This is a genomic window from Streptomyces sp. NPDC033177 (assembly GCF_055577715.1).
This window is the reverse complement of sequence record NZ_JBVIPS010000001.1, coordinates 80439-104446: the sequence shown is the minus strand read 5'-3', so window position 1 is coordinate 104446 and position 24008 is coordinate 80439. Positions and strand designations below refer to the sequence as shown.

Here is a 24008-nt window from a genome sequence, read left to right as displayed (position 1 = left end):
GGGGGACGGGGGTTCCTCGGGGGGGGGGGGGGGACCCCCCCCTATGGCGGGGGGGGGGGGGGGGGGGGGAAAAACCCCCCCCCCCCCCCCCCCGACGCCTGAAGTGGTTGGTTGTAAGCGGCAGAAATCAGAGACGGCCATGCGTCAGTCGCGTCAGCGGTCCGCCCTGGATCTTCGCTGTCTTGCGCCCGGCGGTGAAGGAAAGGCCGACCACACTGACCAGACCTGCGGCAGCCCCCGCGGCGATGGCCTTGCGGTTCTTCACCAGGGTCCAGCCGGCGACAGCCGTCGAAGTGACCTTGCCGGTGGCCGCTGCCACCGTCTTGCCGCCGCTCTCGAGTCCGGCGGCCGCGGCCTGCTTCGCGCGCTGGGTCGCGAGACCGAACGACTGCGCACCGGAACCGGCGGCGTCGGCCGCCTCCCCGGCGGAACCCTTCGCCTTCTCGGCGGCCTCGGCCGATTCCTGCTTGGCCTTCTGTGCAGTGGTGTTCACCTTGCTCGCCCCTGTACTCGCAGTGGACCGCCCCTTGGCGGCTGCTGTCTTCGTGTTTTGCCGGGCGTTTCCGGCATTGTCATCAGAGGTTCTTCTCTCTCCAGCCATGCGGACCGTGTTGCCACTCAACGGCTCATGAAACTTCCGACGTTCGGGAGCGTCGGTGGGCCGCGACGCGCTCGCGGGTCGCGCATCGGCGGGAGCAGTAGCGGCGTTCTGGGCCGCTGCCCTGGGTGATGAAGACGTTCCGGCAGCTGGAGGAGGCGCAGATCCCGCCGGGCGGGCGTTGGCGATCCCAGACGAGAACCGCCAGGGCCATGCAGGAGGAGGCGATGAGCCACTGGTCCCAGGGCGCGTCGTCGTCGCGGTCGAGATGCGGATGCCAGGGGGTGCTGCCTACGTGCGAGGTCAGGCGCAGCGCTCCCGTGTGGTCTCGCAGGAGGCGGTTGAGGGTGGCTGCGGCGCCGTCGACGTGCTCGGCGGCGAAGACCTGCCGCAGTAGAGCGGCGGCTGCCTGCATCCCGGCGACCTCGCTTGGAGTGAGGTCGATGGGGTCGGTCTCACCGTATGCGCGGAGCACATCGACGACCTCGTTCGGATCGGGGTGATCGTCGGCAAGGGCGTTGAGCAGGGCGGCGGTTCGCCGAGCCGTGGTCAGCACGGAGTGCCGGGTGGACCAGTCATCGCTGCGTGGGGACACGGAGGGAATGTAACGCATCTTGCTGAGTTTTGAGTTACCTCCGTAACGTCCCGCCAATGGAAAAGCGTTGCTCACTCCACCTCTATCTCGCCGGAGCGGTGGTGGCTCGTACGGGGGACGAGATGTCAGGACCGGCGTTGATGCTGGCGGGCTACACCATGGCCGGCTCGACGGTCGAGGCGTCGGCGCTGCTCGCGGGCATCACGATCTCCGCAGCAGTGGGCGGGCCGGTGCTCGGGGCCCTCCTGGACAGAGCTGAACGGCCGGGACGTCTGCTGGCCGGGGCCCTGCTCATGTACGCCGTGGGGCTGGCAGTGCTGCTTGCGGGACTCGGCCGGATACCGTTCACCGTCACCCTGCTGATCGCCTTGGTGACAGGGCTGCTGGGTCCGGCACTGTCGGGCGGATGGACGGCCCAACTGCCGCGCGTGGCGCTTGGCGACCACCTGCCCCGGGCGAACGCACTCGACGCCATGACCTTCGGCGTGGCGAGTCTGGCCGGTCCGGCTCTCGCCGGCGGCGTCGCGGAAGCGTGGGGAGCTCCGACGGCCGTGGTGGCCGCCGTGGCACTCATCGGCCTGGCGCTGCCCGTAGCGTGGATGCTGCCCGCACGTCCTGCTCGTCCTGCTCGTCCTGCTCGTTCGTCCTGTTCGGCCCGTCCGGTTCGGGCGCGGGCCGGTCAGGCGACCTCGGTGATCACCGACCTTGCCGACGGAATGCGCACCATCATCAGCAGGCCGGCCTTGGCCCGAGCGACCCTCAGTTCCGTCGTCTCCTGTGCCGCCACGGGGATGCTCACGGCGTGCATCCCACTCCTGGGGGAGCGCGTACTGGGCGGAGCGGGCCGCGGCGCGATGCTGCTTTCCTGCGCGGCTGTCTCCGCCTTGGCGGCCAATGCCGCACTCGTACGGTTTCCGCGTACGGTCGCCCCCGACACGATCATGTGGGCCGGCGCCCTGCTCCAGGCTGCCGGGTTGGCCCTGGCGACCACGGGGTCCTCGGGATCATCGGGGTCACCCGTGGTGCTCATCGCGGCCGTACTCATGGCCGGGATAGGTGAAGGCCCGCAACTGACCGCCTTGTTCACCATCCGCCACCGGGAATCCCCAGAACACCTGCGCAGTCAGATCTTCACCACCGGCGCCAGCCTGAAGATCACCGGCTTCGCGCTGGGCGCGGCGGTCGCAGGCCCCCTCGTGACCTGGTCCCTCCCGGGCACCTTGGCAGTTGCAGCGAGTGTGGCTGCCCTCGCGGCGCTGGCCTTTTTCGCGATGAAGGGGTTGGAACGGGAGAACTCCCCACCGTCGTGTGGTGGGGAGCGCCCTGGTCCCTGCGGGCAACACAGGGTGAAGTGACCGCCTATTTGATGTTCATGGAGAAGCGGTCATTGCTCTGCGGGTAGTTGCTGCCGTCGATGCCTTCGGTTGGCGATCAGGAGGCAGGCGAACCCCACGCATATGAGGGCGTTGGTGGCGATCTCTCCTGCGGTGTCGCCGTCCACGACTCGCCACACGAGGATGGCGATGCTCAGGCAGAGCATCGGCCAGGAGAACCAGGCCACCCAGCGTGCTCCGGGCCGGGCCCAGGCCGGCGGTTCGGACCGTCTCGTCACCGTGCACCTCCTGCCGACTATCGGCTCGTATGCCCGCCGGACTTCGTCACAACCGCCCTTGGTGGCCCGCCCGAACACGGTGACGTCCGCAGAGGGGGCCGCACCCGAACATTGAGGGGAGCCCCGTCTGCTCGCTCTTTCGTGACCAGGCGGGTGGTCCTGGCGTTGGCAGCGGAGAACCCTTTCACCGCCGACCCACGCTTCACGGGACGGCTCCGAACAGATCAGGACAGCTTGTGAACGCGCAGATCATCTACCTTGCCGACGATGTCGAGAGCGAAAGCGGCGGCGTAATGGCCCTCGACCAGAAGACCGGCGCCGTCGCCTGGGGCCCCACCCGTGCTGAAGCAGAAACCCGGGTCCGCGAGAATCAGCTCGCTGAGCGCCCCGTCAGCTGAAGGCTGGGTCTGCCCAAGCCGGCTCCGCTTCCCTCCTCGGCGAGGCCTGTGCGGCTGCAGTTCACAGCTGGCTGCAAGACTCAGCCTGAACGGTCGTGGGCCCACCGGAAAGGAAGTCGTGTCAGCCGTAGTTGTTGTCGGTGCGGGAATCGTCGGCTCCTCAGTGGCCTACCACCTCGCACGTCGAGGCATCCCGGTCACCCTGCTCGAGCAAGGACCTGCAGCGGCCGCCGGGGTCACCGGGAACTCCTTTGCCTGGATCAGAGGCGCGGGAGGCCATTGGCCCGGTGGTGCCCGGGACCTCCGCGAGTACGTCCTGGCGGACTACCGACGCCTGGAGACGGAACTGACCCAACTGACCCGCCTGCCCCATGTCGCTGTTCGCCGGACCGGCTCGCTGTCCTGGGCCGAGATCCCGGAGGAAGATTCGCGGCTCGGGCCAGGCCAGTTCCACATAGGGCGGAGCGACATCGCGTTGCTGGAGCCCAACCTCCGACACCCACCCGACCAGGCCATCCACACGCCGAGCGATGCAGGCGTCGACCCAGCAGCATTGGCCCACGCCCTCGTGGCAGCCGCCGTCGCCCACGGAGCAACTGTGCTCCACAACACCGCCGCCACCTCCTTGCAGGTGACCAACGGACGCGTTGAGGGTGTGTTGTCGTCGGCGGGAATCCACGCCGCCGAGACCGTCGTCCTCACGGCCGGGATCAATATCCCCGAGCTATGCAAGCCGCTGTCCGCCGCCCTGCCCATTGCGGCCTCCCCGGCCGCCCTCGCGCGGGTCACCGCACCGCCTGGCCTGGTCAAGACCATCGTAGCCAGACCGGACTTCGAGGTCCGAGAGGTTCGGGATGGCGAGCTCTTGATGGTCCTGCCGCACGGCGGAGGCACAACTGCTGTGTCGGAGCAGGTCGCGCAAGATACGCTCCGGCGCCTCAAGGCAACCTTTCGGGGGAGCGAGCAGTGCCGCCTGCTGGGCTACCGCACCGGCATGCGCCCCATGCCTGCGCACGGGCCCGTCATCGGATACGCGACATGCGATCGTTCCGTGTACGTCGCTGTCATGCATTCCGCCATCAGCCTGGCGCCCACCGCCGGACGGCTCATCGCGGACGAACTCGTGACCGGCCGTCCGCCCCCTGAGCTACGGCACTGTCGTCCGCCGGCCGGCACCACCTCGTAAGGGGAGAGATGCAACATGCGTGTCGACGCTCGGCGTCCTCGCGCCGGTTCACCTTGCCAGGGCGCCGTCCAACTGACTCTGTTCTGCTTCGCTCAGTTCAAGCGTGGCCGCCTCGGCGGAGTCCTGGATCGATGTCGGACGGCTGGCGCCCGGTACGGGGATCATCGCCGGGGAGCGGGTCAACAGCCAGGCCAGGGTGATCTGTTGTGCGCTGACGCCGCGCTCGGCTGCGATGCGGTGGAAGGCTGTGTGGGCCCCGGTCGGCCCGGAGGGGCCGTCGAGGGAACTGCGGGAAATGCCGCCCAGCGGGCTCCACGGCAGGAAGGCCAGACCCAGCTGGGTGCTCAGTTGCAGCTCGGGCTCGCTGTCACGGACAGCGGGTGAGTACTGGTTCTGTACGGAGACCAGTCCCTCGCCCAGGATGGCGTGCGCCTCGCGGATTTGATCGGTGCTGACGTTGGAGATTCCGGCGGATCGGATGGTGCCGGCGTCGAGCAGTTCGCGCAGTGCGCCCACGGAATCGGCCCAGGGAACGGCCGGGTCCGGCTTGTGCAGCTGGTAGAGGCCGATGGCTTCCCCGCCCAAGCGTCGGAGGGACGCTTCGGCGGCGTGCTTGAGGTGGGAGGGGGTGGCGGTAATGGTCCAGCTGCCGTCGCCGGGGCGGCCCCGGCCGCCCTTGGTGGCGATGAGCAGGTGGGAGGTGTCGCCGCCGTAGCGGGTCAGGGCGCGGGCGATGAGGAGTTCGTTGTGGCCGGCTTCGTCGGCGTGCCAGTGGTAGCTGTCGGCCGTGTCGATGAGCGTGACCCCGGCGTCCAGGGCCGCGTGGATGGTGGCGATTGCCCGCGCCTCGTCCGGGCGGTGCTCGATGGACAGCGGCATGGCGCCCAGGCCGATGGCGCTCACGGAGGTATCCCCGATGGTGCGGTAGCGCATGGGTGTCTGCTCCTCAGGCCGCGGTGGTGGCGGCAGCAGTGGTGGCGGTGGCAAGGGTGGCGGCGGACGGTGCGCTGAGGGCCTCGGCGACGGCTTCGGGGAGCCACTGTGCGGTGTGGGAGAAGCGGAAGCCCAGTTCTTTCGCACGGGCGTTGCTCATGGCGTAGTGGCGGTCGAAGGAGAACGGCGAGGCCGGCTCGCCCACCTCGACGCTGCGGAAAGAGGCTTCCACGCCGGTCTGTGCGGAGATCACAGCAGTCAGGGCGCGGACATCGAGCGGGCCGTCGGAGCACGCGTTGAGCGGGCCCGTGAAGTCGGTGGCCGTGGCCGCCCACAGCAGCAGGTCGGCCAGCTCCCGGTAGTGGATGAAGACCGTGGGCAGCGCCTGGGCGTGCACGGTGATCTGCGTGCCCTCGGTGAGGTGCTCGATGTAGTGCGCCAGGCGGCCCGTGAACTCCTGGAGGCCGCCGCCCAGGACGTGCGCGCTGCGCACGGCGGCGAAGTCGAACCCGCGATGCTGTGCGAAGACAGCCTCCGCCTGACGCTTGCCCTCGGCGTAGTGAGTTTCCAGGTACGCCGTGTCGTGCCAGGGCAGGTTCATCTGCACCCGCCACGTGGCCGGATCTACCGTCTGTTCAGGGATCGGTTCAGGGATCGGAGTTCCGGCCGGGACGTCGGGCAGTGCGGCGGTGGCCGGATCGTAGACCTCGATCGTGGAGGTCATGACGTAGCGCAGGGTGCGGCCGTTGAAGGCGCGGGCGGCGATTGCGGCCTGTATCGGTGTGTAGCAGACCTGGTCCACGACCACATCGAAGCTGCGGTCGCCCAGTGCGGCGAGCAGGGAAACCTCGTCATCGCGGTCGGCAACGAGGTGCTCGATTCCTGCCGGCGGCGGGGTGGAGCCGCGGTTGATCACAGTGACCTGGTGGCCTGCCGCGTGCAGGAGCTGGACCAGGAGCTTGCCGAAGTAGCGGCTTCCGCCGATAACGCAGATTCTTTGCATGCCCCTCATCCTGAACGCCTAAGGTCGTCAGTAGAAGTGCCTACTTGCTGGCTACGTATTAAGGAATACTGTTGATCGATGTGCAGCGGCTCCGAGTCCTGCGGACGGTGGCCGAACACGGCAGCTTCAACCAGGCGGCGGCAGCCCTCCACCTCACCCCCTCCGCCGTCTCCCAGCACATCGCCGCACTCGAACGCAGCCTCGGCGCCCAGGTCGTCGCGCGCAGCACCCGCGGAGTCACCCTCACCCCGGCCGGGCGGATCATGGTGGGGGCGGCGGAGTCGGTCGCCGCGGAACTCGTCCACGCCAAGCAGCAAGTCGACCAACTCGGCGGCGGACGCTCCCAGATCACCATCGCCACCTTCACCAGCGGCGGCAGGCTCCTGCTGCCCGGCGCGCTCACCCGCCTGGCCACCGCCCACCCCGACACCGTGGTCCACGTCAGGGAAGCCGAGCCCGAAGACAGCCTGCCGCTGGTCCGCCAGGGCGCCGTGGACGTCGCCATCGCCTACCACTTCGACGGTCCGCTGCCCGGTCGGCTCGGCACAAGCTCCAGCCTGGCGTGGACGGCGCTCATGGAAGACCCGCTGCATGTCGTCCTGCCCGAGACTCATCGGCTGGCTGACCGCGCCTCCCTCGATGTCGTTGAACTGGCCGCCGAACCTTGGGTACTTGGATGCCTCAAGACCGAGGCGTACCTGCGCCGCTACGCCGAGCGCGCCGGGTTCGACCCGGAGGTGCGCAGCACGACGACCGACTACTTCTTCGCCCGCTCACTGGTCGCCGCGGGCGTGGGCATCTCGCTGATTCCCTCCATCGCTCTGACCCCGCAGACAGCAGGAGTACGCACCATCCCCATCGCACCGCCGACTCCGACTCGACACATCGGCGTCGCCACGATCCTCCGCCGCCGCCATCCCCAGGTGAGGACCCTGATACAAGCACTCCAGGAACAGGCAGAGACGCTGGAGGCAACCTGACCTGCAGAGCGTGCTGGGCCTCGTGTGGCCCTGGGGTTTTCTGGGGTACCGGCGGCGACATCCGTCCGGTGGGCTAAGCTGCGCGGCGATGACTACCGGGACGGCCTTGCGCCACACACAGACTGGTTACCCGGTGCTCTCCTGAGCGCCGAACGGGCCGGAGTGGGCCCGCTGTTCGACCGAGGATCTCGCGCTGCGGCGCGGGCTCCGCCTCCGTCGTGTTGATCTCAGGTTCTGCACATCAACCACGACAGGAGAAGTCATGCCTACCAAGAGTTTGCAGATTCCCACCGCGGACGGCCAGGCCGACGCTTTCGCCGCCTTCCCCGACGACGCCGAGCGGCACCCGGGGGTGCTGCTGTATGCGGACGCCTTCGGCATGCGGCCCGTACTCGCGGAGATGGCCCGGGAATTGGCCGAGCACGGGTACTACGTGCTCATCCCCAACTACTTCTACCGTCACGGCCCGGCACCGCTCGTCGAACTTCCCGAATACATCGGAGAAGAGGTACGTCCCGCGATCCTCGCCCAGCTGATGCCTTTGATCGAGGAGCACATCGCCGGCGAACGCGTCGCGAGCGATGCGGACGCCTACCTCAGGTTCCTGACCGCGCAACCCGAGGTCGCAGCCGGACCGGTGGCCGTGACCGGCTACTGCATCGGCGGTCTCCTCGCGCTGCGCACCGCCTCGGCCCACCCCGGACAGGTGGCCGCCGTCGCCGGATTCCACTGCCCCGTGGTCGCGGACGGGCCCGGCGGTCTGCACGGCCTCCTCTCGAAAATCACCGCGCAGGTGCATCTCGGGCATGCCGAAACAGACCTGACGCCCGAGGCCCTAGGCGAGCTCAACCAGGCTTTGGCCGGCGCAGGTGTCGACCACACCTCCGAGATCTACCCCGGCACCGTCCACGGCTTCACCATGGCCGACACCGACGCCTTCAACGCCGCTGGGCTGAAGCGCCATTGGGAGCGCCTGCTCGATCTCCTGGGCCGGACTCTGACCAACGGCTGAGACTCCTACTCGCAAGCGGGAGCACCCCCGCACGCCGTTGCCTGCACGCCAGGGTGGCGAGCGGCCCGGTTGCCACGTGATGTGGCGGCCGGCGTCCCTCCTGTGCCCCGGAGGCGTTACTGGTCCTTGGACATCGGCAGGACCGCCAGTGCGGTGTCCGCAACCTTCCGCACCGTCTCCGGGTCCAGGCCGGCCTTGCCCACCGCCTCGATACCGCGGACCACCGTCAACAGCAGCGCCGCCAACTGCTCCGGGTCCGCAGCGCCATCGATGTCGCCGTGGCGCTGGGCGGCGCTGATCTCCGTGCGCAGCAGGGTCAGCAGCGCCGTCATGGTCTCGGCCGACCGCTGGGCGACCGTCGCATCGTGCTGGGCCAGCTCCGCCACGCCCTTGGCCAGCAGGCACCCGCGGCGTTCGGTGTCGGAGGCGGTGTTCTCCGCCATCAGGTGTACGTATGCCGACAGCCGGTCCAAGGCTTCTGCCTCCGGTCCACCTGCCAGCTTCCCGGCGGCCTCCTCGGCGACTGCGGTGCACCAGTCGCCGAACACACGGTGGAACAGCTTGCCCTTGTCGCCGAACGCGCCGTACAGGCTGCCCTTGCCCAGGCCGGTCGCCTGGGCGATGTCGTCCATCCGGGTTCCTGCGTAGCCGGTCGCCCAGAACTGTTCCCGGGCCCGCTCCAGGACTTGGCCTTCGTCGAATGCGCGTGGTCTCGGCATGACGTCAGCGTATCCATTCTTGACTCGATCGTCCATTACTGCCTACGTTGTGGACGATCGATTCCATAACTGAAGGGGTTCGACATGTCAGGCGTGCTGCAGGAGAAGGTGGCCGTGATCACCGGAGGGACCAGCGGGATTGGGCTGGCCATCGCCCACCGCTTCGTCCGGGAGGGTGCACGGGTGTTCGTGACCGGCCGGGACGTCGACCGCATCGAGGCGGCAGTCAAGGAGATCGGCCCAGCGGCCACCGGCGTACGATCCGACGTCTCGGTCCTGGCCGACCTGGACGCGCTCTACGCGCGAGTCCGCGAGGAGGCGGGACGCATCGACGTGCTGGTGGCCAACGCGGGAATCGTCGCGGACGCCGCGCTCGGCGCCCACACCGAGGCGAACGTCGACCTGACGCTCGCCGTCAACGTCAAGGGCCCACTGTTCACCGTTCAGAAGGCGCTTCCGCTGCTGGCGGAGAACGCCTCCATCGTGGTCGTCGGCTCGAGCAACAGCGTGCGGCCCAATGAGCAACTGGAGGTCTACAGCGCCTCGAAGGCAGCGGTGAGCAACCTCGTGCACAACTGGGCCCGGCAGTCGCGGGAGCGCCGATTCCGGGTCAACGTGCTCAGCCCGGGACCCACGCGGACCCCTGGCCTGCTCGGCGCCGCGGGGCCGGGCGCCGACCAGTTCGCCGAGGCTGTCGTGCCCCTGGGGCGGCTGGCCGACGCCGAGGAAATCGCCGAAGCTGCTCTCTTCCTTGCTTCCGACGCCTCGTCGTTCGTCACCGGTGCCGAACTCTTCGCGGACGGCGGCTACACCCGGGCCTGAGACGGCGGCCGGTGGTGCGCGTCCGGTTCCCATCGAAGGGAGGGGCGCATTGCCGGCTGCTGTTCACCGACATCCCGATCGGTGACGACCGCGGACTTACCCCGTACGGAATCATCGAGCCATGTGCAGGGGAAGATCCGGCCCCTATCGCTCCTTTATTGCTCCTTCTTGGCAAGCCGCTTCCCGTCAACACCCCCCACCCCTATGGTGATAGGGATACGAAAGCGTGCCTGGGGGGTGAGACCGATGGCCTTGACCGAGATTGCCGTAGCTGTGATTACGACCGGCCCTGCCTATATCGCGGTCTGGCTGACCGTACGCAAGGCCCAAGCCGGGCCGGCGCAGCCGCAGACGTGCGCACATGTCGCCCTCTGTCAGCAGTGCGAGGACCGAACCCCGCCGGACAGCATGCAGGGCATTCGCACGGTGTGGGCTCTCGCGGCCTGACCTGTCCTCGTCGCCGTATTCCGGCAAGCCCGCTGCTCTGCGTCAACAGTGTGAATCAGGTGCGTCAGGACCGGGTGGGCCGGGTGGGGCAACTCCAATGTGGCGCCCAGACACCGTTGTTGAAGCGGCCGGGATACGAGGCGGTGAGGTGACGGCGCAGGGCGGCCAGCGAGGGATGCGGATTGTGCGTGCGCCAGATCAGCGAGTGGGGATAGACCGGGGTCGGATCTTTGAGGGGAATGCGGCGCAGGGTGTGGCCGACCGGCCACACCAGCGGGGTCTGTTCGCTGACGAAGGTGGCCAGCGTCGTCGAGCCGGCGATGGTGTCGAGCAGGGCCTCGATGCCGAAGTCCGGTCCCACTGAGTCGATGATGATGCCGAAGGCGGCGGCGAGTTCGGCGTAGTAGGCGCCCCATTCGGTGCCGGGCAGATTGCCGGGCATCCAGATGTGCCGCCCGGCGAGTTGGGCGGGCGTGAGCGTGGGGGCTTTCGCGAACTCATGCCGTGCTCCGGTGAACAGGTGCAGGGGTTCATCGAAGACGGGAGTGGTTTCCACGCCTTGGGGCAGTTGCTGGCCCGGCATGCTCACGGCCCGGAACGTCGCGTCGATCGTTCCGTCCCGCACCGCGGTGATGGCCGCATCGGAGTCGAACAGCGTCACGACGTCCAACTCGATCTCGGGGTGGGCACGATGGAAGCCGCGCAGCAGCCCTGCCAGGGAGAGCTGGCGGCCGATCACGTCGACGCGCAGGGCCCGATGGCCCGGCCGCACGGACGCGACAGCGCGCTCCGCTGAGTCGAGGAAGGAGCGAGCGTGAGGCAGGAACGCCTGCCCGTCAACGCTGAGCCGTGCCCCGCGGGCGTCGCGGGTGAAGAGCTGAACACCGAGTTCCTTCTCCAGTGCCGCGACGCGCTTGGACACGGCTTGCGGCGTGATCCGCAGGTCGGCGGCAGCCTCCTGGAACTGCCCCGCGTCCGCTACGGCGACGAAGGTGCGCACGGCCATGTCATCCATGCGCCGCAGTCTAGTCAGACAACCAAACGTTGTTCATGCCCGTAGTGATCGTTGTTTGATTCTCATGCACATCGGCCGCTTTGATGGTTCAGGTCGCCCCCCGGTCAACGTCTGGTTGCTCAACTGGAGTGACCGGCAAGTGTCATCCAACGGCTGCGCGCCCTGAGGCGCCCCATCGCGAGGACCTTTCATGCCTGATCTGAACCGTCTCTACGTCCGCACTCCCGAGTTCGCGCGGGTAGCTGAGCGCATCGAGCACGTGACTACGCTCACCTCTCGGCTCAACGTCCTGCCTTTTGACGACAAAGTCACCCGCGCGGCTCTGCTGTCCGAGATCATCGGCAAGCAGATTTCCGACTCCGTCACCATCTACCCGCCCTTCTACACCGATCACGGGCTCCGCATCGAGTTCGGGGAGCGCGTCTTCGTCAACCAGAGCTGCACCTTCCTGGACCAGGGCGGCATCTACCTGGGCGACGGCGTCCTGATCGGCCCGAAGACCAACCTCATCTCCTCCGACCATCCCCTCACGATGCCGGAGCGCAGCGATTTCATCACGCGTGCACCCATCACGATCGGGGCCGACGCTTGGCTCGGCGCGCACGTGACAGTTCTCCCCGGCGTCACGATCGGGCACGGTGCGGTGGTCGGCGCCGGAGCCGTTGTCACCAAGGATGTTCCCCCGAACACCCTGGTGACAGGCCCGGCGGCGAGCGCGCGCAAGCGTTGGAACGATTGATCTCACTCGGAGGTGGGGAAGAAGACATCGGCGCCACCGTCGTAGGGATAGTGGAGGCGCCGCATTCGAGTGTCGGTGATGAGGACGCCCGCCACCTGGTCGTCGGCGATGTCTCGGAGCGACTCGTCGATGCAGCCACGCCGCCAGGGCCGGCGGACCGCGAACAGGTGGCAGTACGTGCGGAACTCAGGATCGGGATCGTCCCTCTCGAGCAGGCTCCGCCAGTAGCCCGCACGGGGTCGGCATGAGGGCACCTCAGCCCTCAGCTCCGGGCGTGCAGGGCGTGCGAGAGCGCGCTCATGCTGATGTCGATGACCGTGCGGAGCTGTTTCTGGCTCGCCCTGGTCCTGCTCATCACGGCCAGCGACTGATTGACCGCCGCCATGTGAACCGCGAAGTCATCGGCGGCGCCGTCGGTCAACTGCGTGGCGCTCAAGGCGGTCCGCAGCCGCGCATGCTGAATGGCCAGGCCTTCGATCGCGCGTGCGGCGATGGTGGGGCTGAGTGACGGTGCCGCCATCGCGGTCTGGGTGATCAAGCATCCATCAGGTACGTCAGGGTCGGCGATGCGCTGCAGGGTGACGTCGAAGAACGCCCGTACCGCCTGGAGCGGTTCCTCGGACGCGCGGGACAGCGCCTGGTCGTACCTCTCTCCGTACCGCGTGGCGTAGCGGTTCAGGCAGCGCAGGTAGAGCGAGTCCTTGTCGCCGAACGAGGAGTAGATGGAGCTGCGGTTCAATCCGGTCGTCCTGGAGAGGTCGTCGAGAGACGTTTCGGCGTATCCGGCCCGCCAGAACTGGATCATCGCTGCGTCGAGCGCGATGTCCACGTCGAACTGTTTCTTCCCGGCCATCAGGCATGCACCTCGTTCTTGGACCAGCCGTTGTGGCCCCGCCCATCCTATCTTGAACTATCCAGTTCAAGATGACGTAGGCTCAACACATGACCGACGACGCCATAGCCCCGACCTGCTCCCGCGACGAGAACCCGGTCCCCGGGTTGCCGCTGTACGACCTTGCGGGTTTCGCTCATCGCTGGGTCGACGCGGAAGGAATCCGGCTTCACGCCGTGGAAGGCGGTCGGCCGAGCGGTCCCACCGTCGTCCTGCTCGCCGGATTCCCGCAGACCTGGTGGGCATGGCGAAAGGTGATGCCAGGGCTTGCCGAGCGATATCACGTGATCGCGATCGACCTGCCTGGGCAGGGTCACTCCGACCGCCCTCAAGGGGCCTACGACACGCACACCGTCGCTTCGCGTGTCCAGGCAGCGCTGACTGCGCTCAACGTGCCGAAGTACTGGCTCGTAGCCCACGACATCGGGGCCTGGGTCGCCTTCTCGCTGGCCCTGAAGTACGAAGAGCGCCTGCATGGCGTTGCTCTGCTTGACGCAGGCATTCCCGGCATCACCCTCCCGGACTCCATCCCAACGGATCCCGACCGGGCCTGGAAGACCTGGCATTTCGCCTTCCACCTGGTGCCCGAACTGCCCGAGACTCTGCTCACTGGCCGCGAGCGTGACTACGTCGGCTGGTTCTTGAAGGCCAAATCCCTGTCCCCGAACACCTTCGACGGCGTCGAGATCGACCATTACGGCGCCGCCCTCGCGGCCGAGGGAGGCCTTTCGGCGTCTCTCGCCTACTACCGCGACGCCGCGGAATCAGCGCGCAGAAACCATGACGCCCTGCAACGAGGGCACTTGACCCTCCCGGTCCTCGGAATCTCCAGCTCCCATGGGTCGATCCCCGACATGGCCGCTTCCATCAGCCCGTGGGCAGAGAACGCGACCGGTGCTGTCATCCCACAGGCCGGACACTTCATTCCCGACGAGCAGCCCGAGGCAACCGTGAACGAGTTGACCGCGTTCATCGATCACGAGCGTGTCGCGTAGTTCGCGACGCGCTGGTCAGTCCGGTGACGACGTCGGCGGGATCAGCCAGCAGCCGTGGCCGCGGCACGACCTACCCCCTGGCAGCGTCGACGGGGACATGAAGGGACTACTGGATCTTCCTTTCAGTCCCACCAGAACGTCCAGCAGTTGAGGTCGATCAGGCCCTCGGCGTAGGACCTCAGGTCCCGGTACTCGCCCTGCCAGATGTTGTCCGGGCAGAAAGCGAAGTGCTCGGCCGCGACAGCCAGGGCATGCTCAGCTGTGGTTGGGGGAGAGGCGACGCTGAGGTGCAGGGTGCTGGGTCCGACGCCGACGGCGCGGACGCCAAAGCGTTGCTCCCAGTCGCGGATGACGGCTCCGAAGCGAGCCGTGTCGTTGTCGTAGCTGGCTGGGCCCTCCCAGCCGACTGCGGCGAGAGTGGCCGCGCTGCGGAACGCGGTGACAAGCCCGAGGCGTGCGTGTGGGTTCCCGGCCAGGAAGTTTCGCGCGTACTGGTCCGCCATCTCGTCGGCGTCAGAGTCGGTGGCGGGTGGTGGGGCGGGGGCGATGCCGGGCCACGTCCGGCCGAAGGGGGCCGTGATGGCCAGCCGTTCCTTCGCCGTGAGCTGGTCGTCCCCCTCGTCCGTGGCGGTGTGGTCGCACCACCAGCGGCCGAGGAGCGCCTCAGGGTTGTGATCCGTCGGGGCTGACATGTGTTCGGGCCACAGTTCACCGCAACCCCAGGGGCGAAAGTCCTCGTCCTGCGGGTCCGAGGATTCGAGCAGGAGTGGCCACAGCCCGGAGTCGGCGTGCACCGCACGAAGCTGGGGCCACAGGTCCAGCGCGGGCGACACGTCGCTCAACCACAGTGGCTGGACCTTGCCGGTGCCTTCATCCGAAGTGATCATGCGGCCTGGCGGCAGCGCAATGCCGTGGGGCAGGTGGGTTTCGAAGTTCACGGGCGGATGCTAAGCCTGTGCACTGACAACCCAGTCGCTACGTCCGCATCCGCAAGGCCAGTTGGGTGCGAGATGTCAGGGCGAGTTTGCGGTAGATGCGGCTCAGGTGGGACTCGACCGTCTTGACGGAGATGAAGAGTGTGTTGGCCACCTCCCGGTTGGATGCCCCGGAGGCGACCTGTCGGGCTATGTCCGCTTCGACCTGCGTCAGTTCCTGCCCCGGGCCGGACGGCGCGGTGCGGTCGAATCGGTGGAGGAGGTGGTGGGTGCGCTCGGTGCGGTAGGTCGCCTGGGCCTGCGTGTAGAGGTCGTGGGCGTGTTCCCGGTGGCGTCGTGCGGCGGCTGCTCGGCGTCGTTTTTGCTCTGCCTGACCCAGCAGGACCAAGGTGTGTGCGTGCTCGAGGGGCAGCTGTGACGCGTCGAAGGCGAGGGACGCTTCGGTCAGACGGCCGGCGGCCTGGTCGGTCCGGTGGTGGTGGAGGTCGATCCGCGCCTGGCTGCGGAGCAGGGCCGCGGTGACAGCCGGGGCCGGTTGTGGGTGCTCCTCGGCGAGCCGCGTGAGGAAGTGCTCGGCCTGGTCCGGCCGGCCGGCCAGGGTGAGTGCGTCGGCGTACAGATGGTGCCACTTGAAGGCTGCGAGATCGGCAGTATGTTGCTGCTGTTCGAGGTGGGCCACCTCACTCAAGGCGGCCGCCGCCGCGTCGAATTGGCGGAGGCACAGCAGTGCTTGGGCCAGGGCGTGCAGGTTGCGCGCCGTGAAGATGTTGTCTTCTTCTTCCTTGGACTGCTGCAGACCCCATCGGGCGGTGGTGGCGGCGTGGCCGGGACCTTCCCTCTCGACCTGTACAAGGGCATGCGTGGCGCACGCGGGGCCGGGGGAGAGGCGCAGCGTACGGGCGAGATGCAGGGCGCGTCGGCTCCAGCCTTCGGCGGCGGCGACGTGGCCCCGGCGCAGGTCGCTCTCGGCGAGACTGCGCCAGATCTCCTGGAGGTCCTCAGCGCTTCCCGTGGCCTCGGCGTGCGCGAGCAGATGGTGCAGGCCGCTCTGCGCGGTCGCGTGGTCGTCGTCGTAGAGAGCGTGGCGGAGTCTCAAGTAGTGGGGGCCGTAGCGGAGTTGTCCGGACGGAAGCTCGGGGCTGACCGCGAGCGCCCGGGCGAGGGTGGCCTTGGCGTCACCGCAGCGGATGAGGCGTTCGATGCGGGCCTGCATGGTCAGGGCGGCTGCCTCGATGTCCGGCCGGGCGGAGGACCGGGCGTCCAGCGCCGCTTGCTCGGCCGCGGCCAGGGACTCCTGGGGGCGGCCCGCGATGTTGTGCCGTATGGCCGTGTAGAGGCCGAGCCGGGCGCGCAGCGAGGGGTGGGAACGGGTCAGGGCCGTCAGACGGGCCAGGGTCGCGCTCTGGTTCTCCAGCCCTTGGCCGTGCGCCTCCAGGAGCGCCAGCAGCGCTTCGGCCTCTGCGTCGGGGGAGCGCAGCAGGGTCAGTGCGGCGACGGCACGTGAGGCGAGGTCGGCGTCTCCGGCGTCCGCCGCGTCCCGGCAGGCCTGGAGCCAGCGTTCCAGGAGGAGAGACCGGTCGGCGGCGGCGGTGTGCCGCGCCGACAGCTGCATGAGTTCAGCGGCCAGGCCTGGCTCGGCGCAGGCCCTTGCTGTGCGGGCCGCGGCCACGCCGTCCTGTGCGGCTTGTTCGTCGGGGCCGGCAGTGGCCAGCAGGCGATGCCGGGCTGCGGCGAGTGGGTCCGGGGTGGCGGCGGCCAGAGTGTGATGGAGGGCTGCCCGCGCGGTGGGGTCGATCGCGAACTCGGCCTGCCGTCGTAGTAGTTCGGAGGTGAAGGAGGCTGTCCCTGACGGATCGCGGCTGATGAGACCCGCTCTGCCCGCTCGGTCCACGTCGCATTCGGCGTCGGCGTATCCGCAGGCGCGGAACAGCGCGGCATCGGCCGACCGAGCCAGTGCCAGCGCGGTGAGGGTGCCTCGCCAAGAGGTGGGAACCGACTGCCACCATGCCTGCGCCAGGCGGCCCGGCTGGGTGGTGGGCCCGCGGTCCGTGCGCAGTGAGCTCGCCGCGGCACGGGCAAGCAGCGGATGGCCACCACTGTCGCGATGCACGGAGGCGGCGTGCCCGGCGGAGATGCCCTGCGCGACCAGGGCCGCGGCGACCTCGGCCTCGGTCAGCATCCGGAGCTCGGCCCAGGGGACGTGACCCCCGCCGAGCACGGCACTCTGCTCGCCCGCTGCGCAGCGGAAGGACGGAAGGGAGAAGGCCACCCGCAGGCGGGAGGGGGGAAGCGTGCGGCAGCAGAAGTCCAGTACTTCCAGGCTCAGTTGATCGGCCAGGTGTACGTCGTCGACCAGAACCGTCCAGCCCCCCGCGCCGTCTTCGAGGCACAACTGACGTATAGCCCTTGCTGTGGAGGCGACGCTCGGTGGGTTCGCCTCGCAGAGCTCCGGGCGCAGGCCAAGGGACGGCGCGGCGGGCGGCGCGGCTTCCAGCGACGGTGGCAACATCTCGGCCAGCTGCGCCAGAAGCCCGTACGGCTCGCACTCCAGCTGCCTGCTCCCCGTCAGCGGCAGACATCGCGTGTCCTCCGCGGCGCCGGCGCGCCGGGCCAACTCCCTTAGCACGTAAGACTTTCCCGTGCCCCAGGGCCCACTCACCACGACGCGGCCCAGCGCACGCAGGTCAGCCTCCACTTCCCGCACCATCCGGTCCTGCTCCGGCCACCACGCGTCGTTCGCGTTGCCCCGCTCCCGCATCTCGGTCACGTCCGTGAGCCTAGGTTCTGGGGGCACAGCCCATCCAGCACGGATCCCGTCCGCAAGGGAAAACCCTCAGGCCCGTGTCGGAGTCGCGCCCCGGCCACCGGAGACTGAACCCCCGCGCATTCCAAGGTCGACGTACGAACGACCCACCACATGGCAGGTGCGGCCCGCCCGTGGGCCGGCTGATCCGCGTCGGCGAACACGATCGGCTCCCTGACCTGGCCCAGGCCGTGACGCCAGGGACTCCTCTGATGGCCGCGGGCGGATGGAGCCACGAGGCTGCACGGCTATCGGTCCATGTCGCCCCGCGGCCATCGCAACAGTGTCGCGGCGTGGCAGTCGCATCAGCGTCGCGCCCCGGCAGCCACCTGAGCGTCGGGTCGCGACAGACACAGCAGAAAGGCCCCCACCATGCCCATGCCCAGCATCCCTCGCAACACCCCTCGTAGCGCCACGCTACGTGCTGCCCTCGCCGGCACCCTCGCGTGCCTCACCCTCGCCGCGCTTCCCCAACTCGCCGCTGCACAGGGCGATTCTGCTTCCCAGCCCCCGGCTCCTGGTCTCGTGTCCGCCCTGCAGCGCGACCTGAACCTGACGCCGGAGCAGGCCCGTACCCGCCTCGCCGACGAGAAGGCGGCCAGGGACGTGGCCACGCGACTCGGCTCCACCCTCGGCGACCGGGTCGTCGGCCTGTGGTTCGACGGAGCGTCGGGACGGTTGCACGCCAACGTCACCAGCTCCGCCGACGCGGCGACCGCCGAACGGCTCGGAGCCATTGCCCACCGCACCGCCTACACACCGCGCCAACTGGCCGAGACCCTCGCCGTGGTCCGCGGACAGGTCCGCGACGTCCCCGGAGTCGTCTCCTGGGGCGTCGATCCTCGCGCCGGGCGCATCGCCGTCGTCACCGCCGCCGACCGGCACACCAAGGAGACCGGGCGCCTCATCGAGAGACTGCGCAGCCTGGGAGGCATCGTCAGTCACTCCACGATCGCCGACGCGCCGCGTCAGCAGCAGGGCAGCGTCGTCGGCGGCGAGAAGTGGATACCCGGCAGCGAGAGCCCCTGCTCCGTCGGCTTCTCAGTGACCGCATCCGGCGGCACGAAGGGCTTCCTCACCGCCGGACACTGCACCAACGACGCCAACCAACCCGCCTACGGCAAGGACGGCAGCCGCCTGGGCACCTCCAACCAAGGCGGCAGCCACAGCATCAACGCACGCGAAGGCGACTTCGGCCTCGTGGCCGTCGACCAGGCCGGATGGGACCTGTCACCGAAGGTTTCCGGCTACGGGCAGGGCGATGTCACTGTCACCGGCTCGGTCGAGGGCGTCGTCGGGCAGAGCGTCTGCCGCTCCGGCCAGACCAGCGGCTGGCGCTGCGGAGAGATCACCAAGGTCAACCAGAGCGTCGACTACGGCAATGTCGTCATCGACGGCCTCTCCTGGACGGATGCTTGCTCCTCCGGCGGAGACTCAGGGGGTTCCTACGTCGCCGCCGCGGGTGGCAAGGCCGTAGGGCTGCACTCGGGTGGTGGCAGCGCCACCTGCGGAAGCTCCGGCGTGACCAACACCATCTTCCAGCCCGTCAACGAAGCCCTGCAGAAGTGGAACCTGGCCCTGGCCACCAGCAACCCTCAGCCCGGCGAGGTCACCGTCGGTGCCGTGAGCGACCAGAGGGGCACGGTGGGGCAGAGCGCCACGCTGAACAACACCGTTCAGGGCGGCACGGCCCCCTACAAGTGGAGCGCCTCGGGGCTGCCCTCGGGCCTGCGGATCGACACGGGTACCGGAACCGTAACCGGGACGCCCACCACGGCAGGCACCAGCACAGTGACCCTCACAGCCACCGACGCCGCCGGAAAGACCGGCAGCACCACATTCGCCTGGACCGTCAGCGCGCCCGGCGGAGGCACCCTCACCCTGACGCATCCCGGCAACCAGACCGTGTACACCGGGCGTCCCTACTCCCTGCCCCTGACCGCCGCCGGCGGCACCGGAACCCGCACCTTCACCGCCACCGGCCTGCCCGCGGGCCTGGCCATCAACGCCACCACGGGCACGATCTCCGGGACCCCCACGGCCTGGGGCATCCACACCAGCCGGATCACCGTCAAGGATGGCGGGGGCAAGACCGCGGCCATCACCCTCAGCTGGTACGTCTTCAACTAGGGAGCGCCCCCCGGTGACCGTGATGCGCGCAGCCGAGGCGGTTTGGATGCGGTAACTCGTGTGTCCTGACGCTGGGTTGTGGCGAGTCATGGGTGGGAATCGTGAAGAGTTCGCTCCTCGTTCTGGGGATTCGGTCACGGGAGCGAAAAGATCGGGAAGCTCACTCGGCGCTTCCGAACAAGTCGGGAGCGCCGACCGTGCGATGGGAGACCGATCAACGATGTTCACTCTGGTACGGAGCAGAGTGCGGACCGCCGCGCTCGCTCTCTCGGCCGTCGCGGCCCTCACATTCGGCGCGATCGCCACGACCGGCGCGGCAGCGGCCCCCGCGCCCACTCCCACCCCCGCTCCCGCTTCAGCGAAACAGGGGCCAACCTCGGTGGCGTACGTCGAGGTGAACAACAACAGCATGCTCAACGTCGGCAAGTACAAGCTCGCCGACGGCGGCGACAACGTCTTCGACGTCGCCGTGATCTTCGCGGCGAACATCAACTACGACACGAGCAAGAAAGCCGCGTACCTGCACTTCAACGAGAACGTGCAGCGCGTCCTCGACAACGCCGACACGCAGATACGGCCGCTGCAGCAGAAGGGCATCAAGGTCGTCCTCTCCGTCCTCGGCAATCACCAGGGCGCCGGGTTCGCCAACTTCCCGTCCCAGCAGGCTGCTTCGGCATTCGCCAAGCAGATGTCGGACACCGTGACCAAGTACGGTCTCGACGGCATCGACTTCGACGACGAATACGCCGAGTACGGCAACAACGGCACCGGTCAGCCCAACGCCAGCTCGTTCGTCCACCTGGTGTCGGCACTGCGCGCCAACATGCCGGACAAGATCATCAGCCTCTACAACATCGGCCCGGCCGCATCCCGCCTGTCCTACGGCGGCGTCGACATCTCCTCCAAGTTCGACTACGCCTGGAACCCGTACTACGGAACCTGGCAGGTCCCCGCCATCGCCCTGCCCAAGTCGAAGCTGTCGCCGGCGGCCGTCGAGATCGGCCGTACCTCGCAGAGCACTGCCGCTGACCTCGCCCGCCGCACCGTCAGCGGGGGATACGGCGTCTACCTGACGTACAACCTCGACGGCACCGATCGCAGCGCCGACGTCTCCGCGTTCACCAGGGAGCTGTACGGCAGTGACGCCGTCTACACGCCGTAGGGCGACCGCCTGCTCCGGTGCGCGGTGCTCCCCCGGGGGCTGCCGCATCCTCTGAGGCTGCGGCGATCCGCCCAGGCCGTGCCCTCGACAACGATGTCGGGGGCGCGGTCACGTCTAGCGCACGACGGTGGAGCAGGCCTATGTCTCCGTGCCGGCCACCGATGCTGTGATGCAGCGGGAGCCGGCCGAAGACGGGTCGTCCCGCATGGACACGGAGAAGTTCGTCGCCGCTGCGATCGAAGTCGGCGGTGAAGCCGAGTGGCTGCCGGAGCACCAACAGGTCGCGTTGCACCCGATCCAGCAGGCTCCTGGCGACGTATGGCCGATCCGCAGCCACTGCGTCCGCGGCAGCTGCTGCGTATTCAGTGGCTGCTCAGCGGCTTGCCGTACTGGTGAGCCGTGGAGAGGTAAGGGAGGTTGAGTGTGCGGGGAGAGAAGGCTGCCGAGGCACCGGCCGCACCCTTGGGGAAGAGCCATGCGGCGCCCAGGGAGGCGTTCTCGCCCGGGGATCCGACCGCGACGTCCGGTATCCCATCGGCGTTGTAGTCGCCCCCGGCGACCGCCGCGCCGAAGGCGTCACCCGCTTCGGCAACACCCGGGACACCGGACGTGTCCTGGTTCCAGGAGAGGGAACTGGCAGCACCCTTGGTGTCGACCAGGCCGTGCGCACCACCGCGCAGCAGCCACGCGGCGCCCGCCCCCGCTTCGCTCCCGATGGCTTCACCGGGAGCTCCCGCGATCAGGTCCTCGCGGCCGTCGCGGTTGACGTCGGAGACGGCGAGGGAGGCACCGAAGCGGTCGCCGCCCTCGGCCACCCCCGGCACGCCCGCGGTGTCCTGGTTGAGGGTCTGGGCACGCGTGCCGAAGGAGCCGCTCGCTGGGCTTCCGTAGTGAACGTGGATGCCGCCGCCCTTGGCGAGACCCTCGGGGCCGCACGGGTCGTCGATGTTCTCGTCGGCGATCTCACGGCATTCACCGAGGGCCACATCCTCGTGGCCGTCGCCGTCGAAGTCACCGGCGGCAAGGGAGGTCACACCGGCGTTGTCCGTGTTCCAGAAGTTGGTCATCTTCGAGTTCTCGGCGTCCCACTTCCACAGCCGCACGTGGGACTGCGTGTTGGGGTCGCCCGTGGTCCAGTACGCCACAGCCAGGTCCGCCGTGCCGTCGCTGTCGAAGTCGCCGGTGGCCAGGACGGGCGCGCGGCCGCCCATGGGGGCGGCGACGACGGTGGTGACCATGCTGTCCTCGCCCACGATGACACGAGCGACGACCTTGTCCGTGCCGCCGACCACGATCGCCTTGTTGTCGCCGCCGGTCAGGTTGGCCGCAGCGATGGATTTGCCGTAGGCGGCCGACGGCGAGGGCCCGGTCAGCACCGTCGACCCCGGCCCCGGCCCGGTCTTCGATCCGCCGACGACGATGACCATGCCCGCGTCCGTGCCGCGGTCGGTGACGTCCTCGCCGGGGGCGCCGGCAAGCAGTTCGGCGATGCCGTCGCCGTTGAGGTCGGTCAGGGTCACGGACGCCCCGAAGCGGTCGCCCGCCTCCGGGGAGCCGGGAACTTCGGGCGTGGCCTGGGTGACACGGACGCTTCCATGCGCGCCGACACCCTTCGGGCCGCCCCAGACGACGTTCACGTACCCGGCCTTGACCTGGTCGGCCACGGTTCCGTCCGGGACACCGACGGCGAGGTCCGCGTAGCCGTCCCCGTTGAAGTCGCTCGTGACGGTGCCGGGTGCGGCAGCGGTGGCACCGGGCGGGAACACGAACCCGGCGGTGGCCGCAGCGGCGGCCGCGATGGCGTACGTCAGAAGGCGGCGGCTGTGCGGCACGGTGGCTCCCACTCGGTCGACGGGGGTGTAGGTCTGTACTGGTGGGACCGTCGAAGGGTGGGGCTGGTTGTACGGAGTTCACCGGCGGTTGGTGCCAGGTTCATGGCGCAGGGTTCACGGCGCCAGGTTCACGGTGCCGGATTCATGGTGGCGGGCGAGCTCTCGATGCTGCGGCCGCCACCGGACTGGACAACTGGCGGCACGAACGGTGCCTTCCGCATCTCCGGTGAACTGTTCTACGACTGCTGCGAGTTGACCGGCAGGCGCTCCCGTTTAACTCGGGCGCGCCCGCCGGTGTGATCAGATGCCGCAGCTCGACGCCGACCAGAAGCGGCTGGGGCGGTGATCGAGGTGGGTGTGGTCGCCGTGGCCCGGGTAGCCGGGGCCGAGAATCCCGTTGAAGCCGTGGTTGCGGGCCTGCTGGGCAAGTCGGCACAGCGTGTGCGGGCCCGAGCCGAGGTCGGCCGCATCGCCGTACAAGTGGCGGCTGCCGGCTGCTCCGCCGACCGCGTCGTTGCAGGCATGTGAGCGGAAGCCGCTGGTCACGCGGATGGGCTGGTCGCCCAGTGCGTGCCGCAATGCCTCAAGTTTCCACATGGTGCGCAACGCGTTCGACTTCGCGGTGCTCGCGCTCACTGCGCCGCCCGCCCAGGTGGAGTTGCAGGTGTTGAGTTCGGCGTAAGTGAAGTGGATCGGTGTGCAGTCGTTGTCCTGGAGGGCGTAGATCTTGCTGAAGGTCGCCGAACCGGCGACCCCGTCCGCGGCCAGTCCGTAAGCCGACTGGAACCGTTTGACCGCGGCGGTCGTCGCCGGTCCGTAGGCGCCGTCGATGGCGAGCACGCCGCCGTTGCCGGCGTGACCCGCCACCCGGATCTGCAACTGCGTCACGTCGGCACCCGATGCCCCTTGGGACAAGGTGCGCGACCACGTGTAGCAGCCGTCGGCCTGAGCAGTTCCAGTGGCAGCGACAACACCGCCCAAAGTGGCGGCAATGAGCATGACAAGCGAGAGGATGAGTCGGGTGGTGCGTCTGGTCATCAGAGCACTCCATGGGGGGCAGAGGAGGGAAGGTGCGCACGTGCCTTCCGAGCGTGGCGGGAGGGACGGCACACGTCAACGGGACGTCAACATCCGTCATTTGTCGGCCCATTGGCGGTGGCGATGCTTCCGCCGCGCCATGGGTGGGGGAGAGATGGGCAG

The 24008-nt window shown here is 68.7% G+C and carries 23 protein-coding genes; 10 read left to right on the top strand and 13 right to left on the bottom strand.

The window, feature by feature from the left end; genetic code table 11:
* Window positions 1-127: 127 nt before the first annotated feature.
* Together ACZ5U5_RS00525 and ACZ5U5_RS00520 are read right to left on the bottom strand one after the other, a co-directional pair.
* The gene (locus ACZ5U5_RS00525) at window positions 128-493 is read right to left on the bottom strand and encodes a hypothetical protein (RefSeq protein ID WP_365825140.1); all 366 of its coding nucleotides are present in this window, start codon (window positions 491-493) and stop codon (window positions 128-130) included.
* Between the two features lie 133 nt (window positions 494-626).
* Window positions 627-1211, bottom strand: coding sequence for a CGNR zinc finger domain-containing protein (locus ACZ5U5_RS00520; protein ID WP_469014566.1), 585 nt, complete (start codon window positions 1209-1211; stop codon window positions 627-629).
* A 38-nt stretch (window positions 1212-1249) separates the two neighbouring features.
* On the opposite strand from ACZ5U5_RS00520, the gene ACZ5U5_RS00515 reads away from it, so the two are divergent.
* A complete protein-coding gene (locus tag ACZ5U5_RS00515; RefSeq protein ID WP_469014564.1) occupies window positions 1250-2548 on the top strand; it encodes an MFS transporter in 1299 nt (432 codons plus the stop codon).
* Between the two features lie 29 nt (window positions 2549-2577).
* Here ACZ5U5_RS00515 and ACZ5U5_RS00510 read toward each other — a convergent pair whose 3' ends face one another.
* On the bottom strand, window positions 2578-2805 hold the full coding sequence (locus ACZ5U5_RS00510) for a hypothetical protein (protein ID WP_469014562.1): 228 nt from the start codon (window positions 2803-2805) through the stop codon (window positions 2578-2580).
* Window positions 2806-3041: 236 nt separating this feature from the next.
* On the opposite strand from ACZ5U5_RS00510, the gene ACZ5U5_RS00505 reads away from it, so the two are divergent.
* Together ACZ5U5_RS00505 and ACZ5U5_RS00500 are read left to right on the top strand one after the other, a co-directional pair.
* Window positions 3042-3203 (top strand): hypothetical protein, encoded by a 162-nt coding sequence (locus ACZ5U5_RS00505; RefSeq protein ID WP_469014561.1) that lies wholly within the window; start codon window positions 3042-3044, stop codon window positions 3201-3203.
* A gap of 118 nt (window positions 3204-3321) precedes the next feature.
* Complete coding sequence (locus ACZ5U5_RS00500; RefSeq protein WP_469014559.1) at window positions 3322-4389, top strand: NAD(P)/FAD-dependent oxidoreductase; 1068 nt, start codon at window positions 3322-3324, stop codon at window positions 4387-4389.
* A gap of 48 nt (window positions 4390-4437) precedes the next feature.
* On the opposite strand, the gene ACZ5U5_RS00495 is transcribed toward ACZ5U5_RS00500, so the two are convergent.
* A complete protein-coding gene (locus tag ACZ5U5_RS00495; protein ID WP_469014557.1) occupies window positions 4438-5322 on the bottom strand; it encodes an aldo/keto reductase in 885 nt (294 codons plus the stop codon).
* Window positions 5323-5335: 13 nt separating this feature from the next.
* Window positions 5336-6325: an NAD-dependent epimerase/dehydratase family protein gene (locus ACZ5U5_RS00490; RefSeq protein WP_469014556.1), complete on the bottom strand. Its 990-nt coding sequence runs from the start codon at window positions 6323-6325 to the stop codon at window positions 5336-5338.
* Between the two features lie 71 nt (window positions 6326-6396).
* Here ACZ5U5_RS00490 and ACZ5U5_RS00485 point away from each other — a divergent pair, with 71 nt between their 5' ends.
* Both ACZ5U5_RS00485 and ACZ5U5_RS00480 read left to right on the top strand, forming a co-directional pair.
* Complete coding sequence (locus ACZ5U5_RS00485; RefSeq protein ID WP_469014553.1) at window positions 6397-7305, top strand: LysR family transcriptional regulator; 909 nt, start codon at window positions 6397-6399, stop codon at window positions 7303-7305.
* A gap of 262 nt (window positions 7306-7567) precedes the next feature.
* The gene (locus ACZ5U5_RS00480) at window positions 7568-8317 is read left to right on the top strand and encodes a dienelactone hydrolase family protein (RefSeq protein ID WP_469014552.1); all 750 of its coding nucleotides are present in this window, start codon (window positions 7568-7570) and stop codon (window positions 8315-8317) included.
* A gap of 116 nt (window positions 8318-8433) precedes the next feature.
* Here ACZ5U5_RS00480 and ACZ5U5_RS00475 read toward each other — a convergent pair whose 3' ends face one another.
* Complete coding sequence (locus ACZ5U5_RS00475; RefSeq protein ID WP_469014551.1) at window positions 8434-9036, bottom strand: TetR/AcrR family transcriptional regulator; 603 nt, start codon at window positions 9034-9036, stop codon at window positions 8434-8436.
* 84 nt (window positions 9037-9120) lie between these two features.
* On the opposite strand from ACZ5U5_RS00475, the gene ACZ5U5_RS00470 reads away from it, so the two are divergent.
* On the top strand, window positions 9121-9858 hold the full coding sequence (locus ACZ5U5_RS00470) for an SDR family NAD(P)-dependent oxidoreductase (protein WP_469014548.1): 738 nt from the start codon (window positions 9121-9123) through the stop codon (window positions 9856-9858).
* A gap of 511 nt (window positions 9859-10369) precedes the next feature.
* On the opposite strand, the gene ACZ5U5_RS00465 is transcribed toward ACZ5U5_RS00470, so the two are convergent.
* Window positions 10370-11320, bottom strand: a complete 951-nt coding sequence (locus tag ACZ5U5_RS00465) for a LysR family transcriptional regulator (protein ID WP_469014547.1) — start codon at window positions 11318-11320, stop codon at window positions 10370-10372.
* 190 nt (window positions 11321-11510) lie between these two features.
* On the opposite strand from ACZ5U5_RS00465, the gene ACZ5U5_RS00460 reads away from it, so the two are divergent.
* Window positions 11511-12059, top strand: a complete 549-nt coding sequence (locus ACZ5U5_RS00460) for a DapH/DapD/GlmU-related protein (RefSeq protein WP_469014546.1) — start codon at window positions 11511-11513, stop codon at window positions 12057-12059.
* Window positions 12060-12061: 2 nt separating this feature from the next.
* Here ACZ5U5_RS00460 and ACZ5U5_RS00455 read toward each other — a convergent pair whose 3' ends face one another.
* Together ACZ5U5_RS00455 and ACZ5U5_RS00450 are read right to left on the bottom strand one after the other, a co-directional pair.
* Window positions 12062-12313 carry a DUF3885 domain-containing protein gene (locus tag ACZ5U5_RS00455; RefSeq protein ID WP_469014543.1) on the bottom strand — a complete coding sequence of 84 codons (252 nt, stop codon included), beginning with the start codon at window positions 12311-12313 and terminating at the stop codon, window positions 12062-12064.
* Between the two features lie 8 nt (window positions 12314-12321).
* Window positions 12322-12912 (bottom strand): TetR/AcrR family transcriptional regulator, encoded by a 591-nt coding sequence (locus ACZ5U5_RS00450; protein ID WP_469014542.1) that lies wholly within the window; start codon window positions 12910-12912, stop codon window positions 12322-12324.
* 89 nt (window positions 12913-13001) lie between these two features.
* Here ACZ5U5_RS00450 and ACZ5U5_RS00445 point away from each other — a divergent pair, with 89 nt between their 5' ends.
* Window positions 13002-13946 carry an alpha/beta fold hydrolase gene (locus tag ACZ5U5_RS00445; protein ID WP_469014540.1) on the top strand — a complete coding sequence of 315 codons (945 nt, stop codon included), beginning with the start codon at window positions 13002-13004 and terminating at the stop codon, window positions 13944-13946.
* Between the two features lie 122 nt (window positions 13947-14068).
* Here the strand turns inward: ACZ5U5_RS00445 and ACZ5U5_RS00440 are convergent, their stop codons facing one another.
* Entirely contained in the window at window positions 14069-14884 is an 816-nt protein-coding gene (locus tag ACZ5U5_RS00440; RefSeq protein ID WP_469014538.1) for a DUF4253 domain-containing protein, read from the bottom strand.
* 37 nt (window positions 14885-14921) lie between these two features.
* On the bottom strand, window positions 14922-17639 hold the full coding sequence (locus ACZ5U5_RS00435) for a LuxR C-terminal-related transcriptional regulator (RefSeq protein WP_469016806.1): 2718 nt from the start codon (window positions 17637-17639) through the stop codon (window positions 14922-14924).
* A gap of 423 nt (window positions 17640-18062) precedes the next feature.
* On the opposite strand from ACZ5U5_RS00435, the gene ACZ5U5_RS00430 reads away from it, so the two are divergent.
* Both ACZ5U5_RS00430 and ACZ5U5_RS00425 read left to right on the top strand, forming a co-directional pair.
* On the top strand, window positions 18063-19814 hold the full coding sequence (locus ACZ5U5_RS00430) for a putative Ig domain-containing protein (RefSeq protein WP_469014535.1): 1752 nt from the start codon (window positions 18063-18065) through the stop codon (window positions 19812-19814).
* Between the two features lie 220 nt (window positions 19815-20034).
* Entirely contained in the window at window positions 20035-20976 is a 942-nt protein-coding gene (locus ACZ5U5_RS00425) for an endo-beta-N-acetylglucosaminidase H (RefSeq protein WP_469014533.1), read from the top strand.
* 362 nt (window positions 20977-21338) lie between these two features.
* On the opposite strand, the gene ACZ5U5_RS00420 is transcribed toward ACZ5U5_RS00425, so the two are convergent.
* Both ACZ5U5_RS00420 and ACZ5U5_RS00415 read right to left on the bottom strand, forming a co-directional pair.
* Entirely contained in the window at window positions 21339-22808 is a 1470-nt protein-coding gene (locus ACZ5U5_RS00420; protein ID WP_469014532.1) for an FG-GAP-like repeat-containing protein, read from the bottom strand.
* A 300-nt stretch (window positions 22809-23108) separates the two neighbouring features.
* Window positions 23109-23846, bottom strand: coding sequence for a D-Ala-D-Ala carboxypeptidase family metallohydrolase (locus ACZ5U5_RS00415; RefSeq protein WP_469014529.1), 738 nt, complete (start codon window positions 23844-23846; stop codon window positions 23109-23111).
* Window positions 23847-24008 lie beyond the last annotated feature (162 nt).

What these genes read in the sequence shown, in the direction of transcription:
- ACZ5U5_RS00415 (WP_469014529.1), bottom strand. Translation starts at nt 23,846, where the DNA reads ATGACCAGACGCACCACCCGACTCATCCTCTCGCTTGTCATGCTCATT.
- ACZ5U5_RS00435 (WP_469016806.1), bottom strand. Translation starts at nt 17,639, where the DNA reads ATGCGGGAGCGGGGCAACGCGAACGACGCGTGGTGGCCGGAGCAGGAC.
- ACZ5U5_RS00450 (WP_469014542.1), bottom strand. Translation starts at nt 12,912, where the DNA reads ATGGCCGGGAAGAAACAGTTCGACGTGGACATCGCGCTCGACGCAGCG.
- ACZ5U5_RS00475 (WP_469014551.1), bottom strand. Translation starts at nt 9,036, where the DNA reads ATGCCGAGACCACGCGCATTCGACGAAGGCCAAGTCCTGGAGCGGGCC.
- ACZ5U5_RS00460 (WP_469014546.1), top strand. Translation starts at nt 11,511, where the DNA reads ATGCCTGATCTGAACCGTCTCTACGTCCGCACTCCCGAGTTCGCGCGG.
- ACZ5U5_RS00490 (WP_469014556.1), bottom strand. Translation starts at nt 6,325, where the DNA reads ATGCAAAGAATCTGCGTTATCGGCGGAAGCCGCTACTTCGGCAAGCTC.
- ACZ5U5_RS00495 (WP_469014557.1), bottom strand. Translation starts at nt 5,322, where the DNA reads ATGCGCTACCGCACCATCGGGGATACCTCCGTGAGCGCCATCGGCCTG.
- ACZ5U5_RS00445 (WP_469014540.1), top strand. Translation starts at nt 13,002, where the DNA reads ATGACCGACGACGCCATAGCCCCGACCTGCTCCCGCGACGAGAACCCG.
- ACZ5U5_RS00425 (WP_469014533.1), top strand. Translation starts at nt 20,035, where the DNA reads ATGTTCACTCTGGTACGGAGCAGAGTGCGGACCGCCGCGCTCGCTCTC.
- ACZ5U5_RS00515 (WP_469014564.1), top strand. Translation starts at nt 1,250, where the DNA reads ATGGAAAAGCGTTGCTCACTCCACCTCTATCTCGCCGGAGCGGTGGTG.
- ACZ5U5_RS00465 (WP_469014547.1), bottom strand. Translation starts at nt 11,320, where the DNA reads ATGGATGACATGGCCGTGCGCACCTTCGTCGCCGTAGCGGACGCGGGG.
- ACZ5U5_RS00520 (WP_469014566.1), bottom strand. Translation starts at nt 1,211, where the DNA reads ATGCGTTACATTCCCTCCGTGTCCCCACGCAGCGATGACTGGTCCACC.
- ACZ5U5_RS00430 (WP_469014535.1), top strand. Translation starts at nt 18,063, where the DNA reads ATGCCCAGCATCCCTCGCAACACCCCTCGTAGCGCCACGCTACGTGCT.
- ACZ5U5_RS00480 (WP_469014552.1), top strand. Translation starts at nt 7,568, where the DNA reads ATGCCTACCAAGAGTTTGCAGATTCCCACCGCGGACGGCCAGGCCGAC.
- ACZ5U5_RS00470 (WP_469014548.1), top strand. Translation starts at nt 9,121, where the DNA reads ATGTCAGGCGTGCTGCAGGAGAAGGTGGCCGTGATCACCGGAGGGACC.